Below are 4030 nucleotides of genomic sequence, written 5' to 3'. Positions count from 1 at the left end.
TTGCGGTCAGCGCGCCCTCCGCGCCCGCTACCGTCGCGCTCAACCTCGTAACACTGGGTGTCGCGCTAACTCGTAAGACTGGGTGTCCATTGACAGCGGCATAGTGAAGGCGTCAGGCAATAAGCATGCGTGCGTCGGCGGGAGCGTCATCCCACTGTCAAGTTTCGCAGACTCCCCTAAAGTCATCGGTCAAGGCGCGCGCGTGGGTGCGAGCCCCCTCCCCTTCGCCGCCTTGATAAGGCGCAGATCGAAGGTGGCGAAGCTCCAGCCTGGGTTCGCCGCGCAAAGATGGAGGGCGTCGGGGAAGTCCATGCCGTCCTCCGCCAGCGCGAGCGCCCGAGCGAGACGCTCAGGGGCCTCCACCGTGACGCTCGCAAGCCCTGCGAAGCCGCGAAGCCCGGCGACGATCTCCGCCGTTGCGCGCCGGTACGCGGCGCGAAGGACCCACTCCGTCTCAAGCGCGACGGTGAGCGGCAAGTAGACGGACTCCGCCTCGACAAGGGCCCGCGCGCGGCGCGCCTGCTCCTCGTCGTCGCGGGTCAGGAAGCGGACGAGCACGTTTGTGTCAATCACGACCATGTTGGCGCGCCGCCTCCTCGGCGATGGCGGCGTCCATCTCCTCGATCGTGAGCGCCCGTCCCTCACCACGCAGACAACCGAAGACGTCGTCCACGGCGCTGGGGTCAAAGCTCGGCGCCGCGCGCAGCAGGACGCCGTCGCTGGTCTCCTCGACGATGAGACGGGTGCCCGGCGGCCAGGCGCGCCGCGCGCGCAGTGCGCTGGGCAGGATGACCTGACCCTTGGTCGAAACGGTGGTCGTGGAGCGACTGGTCGCCATGGAGCCCTCTGGCATGTAAGGCAATTGTAAGATAGCGCGAGCGCCGTTGTCGCGCAACGTCGCCACTCGCATGGTCGAGCCGAAGACGCAGCATCCGGGCGGCTTCGCGCCCCGACGCGTATCGATGATCCACGATGCGCACGGAACCGGCCTTGACCTGCGACTCCGCAAGCGTCACAGACTGTAACACACGCAGTGGAGTCGGGTCGCAAGGCCTTGGATTCCTTTGGGATCGTTGGCTCCTACCGCCGGAGCCAAGGCTCCGAAAGATCAGGGAAAAATCGGGTTTCGGAGCGATATTCGCGCTCCGTTCCCGCCGCCGAGGCCGCTGTATCACGACCCTGTCGCACAGGACCGTGTCACATTCGGAGCTTCGGCGCATGACGGCCACCCCCCATCTGACCCGGCGCGGCGACGTCTTCTGGTGGCGCCGGCGGCTGCCGACGGCGCTGGCCGCCGGGCGCGTCGATCCAGATCAATTTTCGTCAACCTGCGTGGAAGACCGTAACCATTCGTTCACCGCGCCCGTGCCAGAGACGCCGCGCGAGGATGGAACGCCGTCCTCGGAACGCTGGCTCGCCCTCAGCCTGCGCACCGCCTGCCCGCGCGAAGCGCGGCGGCGCGCGCGCTCCCTGACGGCGATCGCGGATTTCGCCTGGACATTGGGGCCCATGACACAGACAGCGCAGCCGCATGCAGACTACGCGTCCGAAGTTCTCAGGATCTTCGGTCGCCAGATCGACGTCCTGCAGACGCTGGGACAGACGACGCCGCGGGCCGGCCCCGACCGCGCCATCGCCGAAACGTCCGCCGAGATCGACGCGCGGTCCGCGATCCTCGCAGCGGCCGGCGCGGCATCTGGAACTGGATATGGCCTGCCCGGCGCAGAGCGGAGAGAGCCGGCCACGTCGTCCGCCTCGCGCGACCCGACCGATCCTGGGCCGTCAAGCCACGGCGCGCCGACGGCGTCGGAGCCGACCGACGCCGGCGAGCCGTCGAGGATCGACACAACGCACGGGACGCGGCGGGACGCGCTGATCGCCGAGGGTCGTGCGGCCTTCAAGCTCCGCTCTCAGCTGCTTCTCTCGCAGAAGATCGCGCGAGATTCGATCCGCTACGTCCACGACAGACCGTTCCTCGCAGCCCATCGGACTTCGCAGCACGACGCCAGGTCGGTTCCGCCGACAGCGCCTCATGTTGGCGAGGACGCCCCGCCCGTCTGCGATGAACGGCGCGTGGCGCCGAGCGACCAGGGTCTCGATCGCGCGACAGCCTCCGCTGCAAGCCCTTTCGGAACCCACGAGCACGCCCCATCGTCGCCATCCGCAGCCAACACGACGGCGCCATCGCCGGACAATGAGACCATTCAAGTTTCCGGCGCCGCAACGGACCCCGCGCCGGCCCTGCGGCGCGAGAGCCTCGACGAGACCTTTTACGCGTGGCTGGACGCCAAATGCGCCGGCTACGAGACGTTCGAGCCGGAGGAACGGCCTGATCCGAAGGCGGGCGCGAAGTTCCGCCAGACATCACGCGCCAATGTGGAATCGACGCTGGAAATCATGACGAAGCTCTGGCCGCGGTCTGGCGTCCCGCTCGCCACCGCGGATTTCACCAGAGCGATGGGCCGCGAGTTCGTCGAGATCCTACCGCTCTTGCCGAAAAATCACGGCAAGTCGTCAAAGAACCGGCGCATGATCCGGGATCTGCTCGCCGACGCCGAGCGGGCCGAGGCCCGGGGGCTCGCGGAGGCCGAGGCGAAGATCGCCGAGCTCGGTCTGAAGGGACAGACTGCGCTGCACCAGCTTGGCAAGGCGAAGATCGCGCGGCTGCGCACCGCGACCTGCATGCGTCACATGCGCTACGCCCTGGCGGTCTTCGACTACGCTGTCCGCCGCGGCGTGATCGACGCGAACCCGCTAAAGGGCGTGACCTGGAGCGTGCGGGAACTGAAGCGCCGGCAGGCTAACGAGACCAGCGCGGCGCGGCGGCCCTGGCGCGAGAAGCTCGGCGAGCTTCTCGCGACGACGGTCTTTCGGGGCGGGTTCAGCGACCGCGGCGATCCGCTTTTCTGGTGCCCCTTCATGGGCGAGTCGATGGGCGGCAGGATGGAGGAGATCCTGCAGCTGATGACAGGCGATTTCGGGCGTCGCGCCGGCGTCGATTTCATCCGCTTCGAGAACACCGAGGAAGTACAGCACCTCAAGTCGGAGGAGAGCCATCGCGAGGTGCCGATCCCGCAGTTCCTGATCGATCTCGGGCTGCTGAAGCTCGTGGCGCTGCGCCGGGCGCAGGGCGAGGTCTTCCTTTTCCCGTCGCTCACCCGCGGCAAGACCAAAGGCATGCTCAGCGAGAACTTCTCGAAGAAGTACACCAACTACCGCAAGAAGCATAATGTCTATGATCAGCGGCACGACTTCCATTCGCACCGCGCGGGGTTCTTCGAGCGCCTTGAGGACGAAGACGTCCCGCTCGGGATCTGCGCCGCACTGATGGGGCATGCGCCGACCGACGTCACCCGGCGCCACTACGGTCGAGCGACAAAGAGCATCCGCATCCTCAACGCCGCCATGCAACGAATCAAGATCGACGTCTCTGAGGTTGTGTCGCCATTCGGGGTGGAAGATGGACATTGACATTGACATCCTCATCAGACGCGTCCGGCGTCGAGGCGCGTCGGCGCGGATCGAAGAGGCGGTGCATCGCGCGATGGCCGTCGACGCCTCAGCTCAGGCGCTAACGGACGTGGCGCAGCATGTCGTCGACGATCCGGACACCCCGTTGGCCGAAGACGATCTGTCCTACCCGCTTTTTCGTAGGCGACACGCTGCGATCCGGTTCGAGTTACGCGCGCTTTATGAGGCAGGTGGGGAGGCGGACGTCATCGCGCTGTCGCGCGTTCTCAGGGCGGGCCCGTTTCGCAAGGCGCTCTACAGGGAATCGGTGATGAACGTCGCCTCGGCGTTCGCGTACAATGTCACCGAGGCGCGCGATCTCTCAAGGCTTCGCGCTCTCGTTTCCGCGGCGGGGTTCCTCGAGCCGACCATCAGCGCCCACAGCCGGCTGAGGGCCCGACGGATCGTCTGCGAGCGACATGGCGGCACCCCGCGCGCGCAAGCGCGCCTGTGATGGATGAGACCGGGTGCTGGCCGTTGGCGTTCCACGGCCATCGCCAGCGCCTCGAGCGCAATGTCG

General features: G+C 67.1%; 4 protein-coding genes. 2 read left to right on the top strand and 2 right to left on the bottom strand.

The window, feature by feature from the left end; all coding sequences use genetic code 11:
* Positions 1-189: 189 nt before the first annotated feature.
* Together BLW43_RS22425 and BLW43_RS22420 are read right to left on the bottom strand one after the other, a co-directional pair.
* Entirely contained in the window at positions 190-579 is a 390-nt protein-coding gene (locus BLW43_RS22425) for a type II toxin-antitoxin system VapC family toxin (RefSeq protein WP_093257127.1), read from the bottom strand.
* A complete protein-coding gene (locus BLW43_RS22420; RefSeq protein ID WP_093257124.1) occupies positions 566-838 on the bottom strand; it encodes an AbrB family transcriptional regulator in 273 nt (90 codons plus the stop codon). Before BLW43_RS22420 ends, BLW43_RS22425 begins: the two co-directional genes overlap by 14 nt.
* A 380-nt stretch (positions 839-1218) precedes the next feature.
* Between BLW43_RS22420 and BLW43_RS22415 the strand changes: the two genes are divergently transcribed.
* Together BLW43_RS22415 and BLW43_RS22410 are read left to right on the top strand one after the other, a co-directional pair.
* Entirely contained in the window at positions 1219-3471 is a 2253-nt protein-coding gene (locus BLW43_RS22415) for a site-specific integrase (RefSeq protein ID WP_175479071.1), read from the top strand.
* Positions 3461-3964, top strand: coding sequence for a hypothetical protein (locus BLW43_RS22410; RefSeq protein WP_093257117.1), 504 nt, complete (start codon positions 3461-3463; stop codon positions 3962-3964). Before BLW43_RS22415 ends, BLW43_RS22410 begins: the two co-directional genes overlap by 11 nt.
* The last annotated feature ends 66 nt before the right edge of the window (positions 3965-4030 follow it).

This window comes from Rubrimonas cliftonensis (genome assembly GCF_900107585.1).
Taxonomy (GTDB): Bacteria; Pseudomonadota; Alphaproteobacteria; order Rhodobacterales; family Rhodobacteraceae; genus Rubrimonas; species Rubrimonas cliftonensis.
This window is presented reverse-complemented; position numbering and strand designations above follow the sequence as displayed.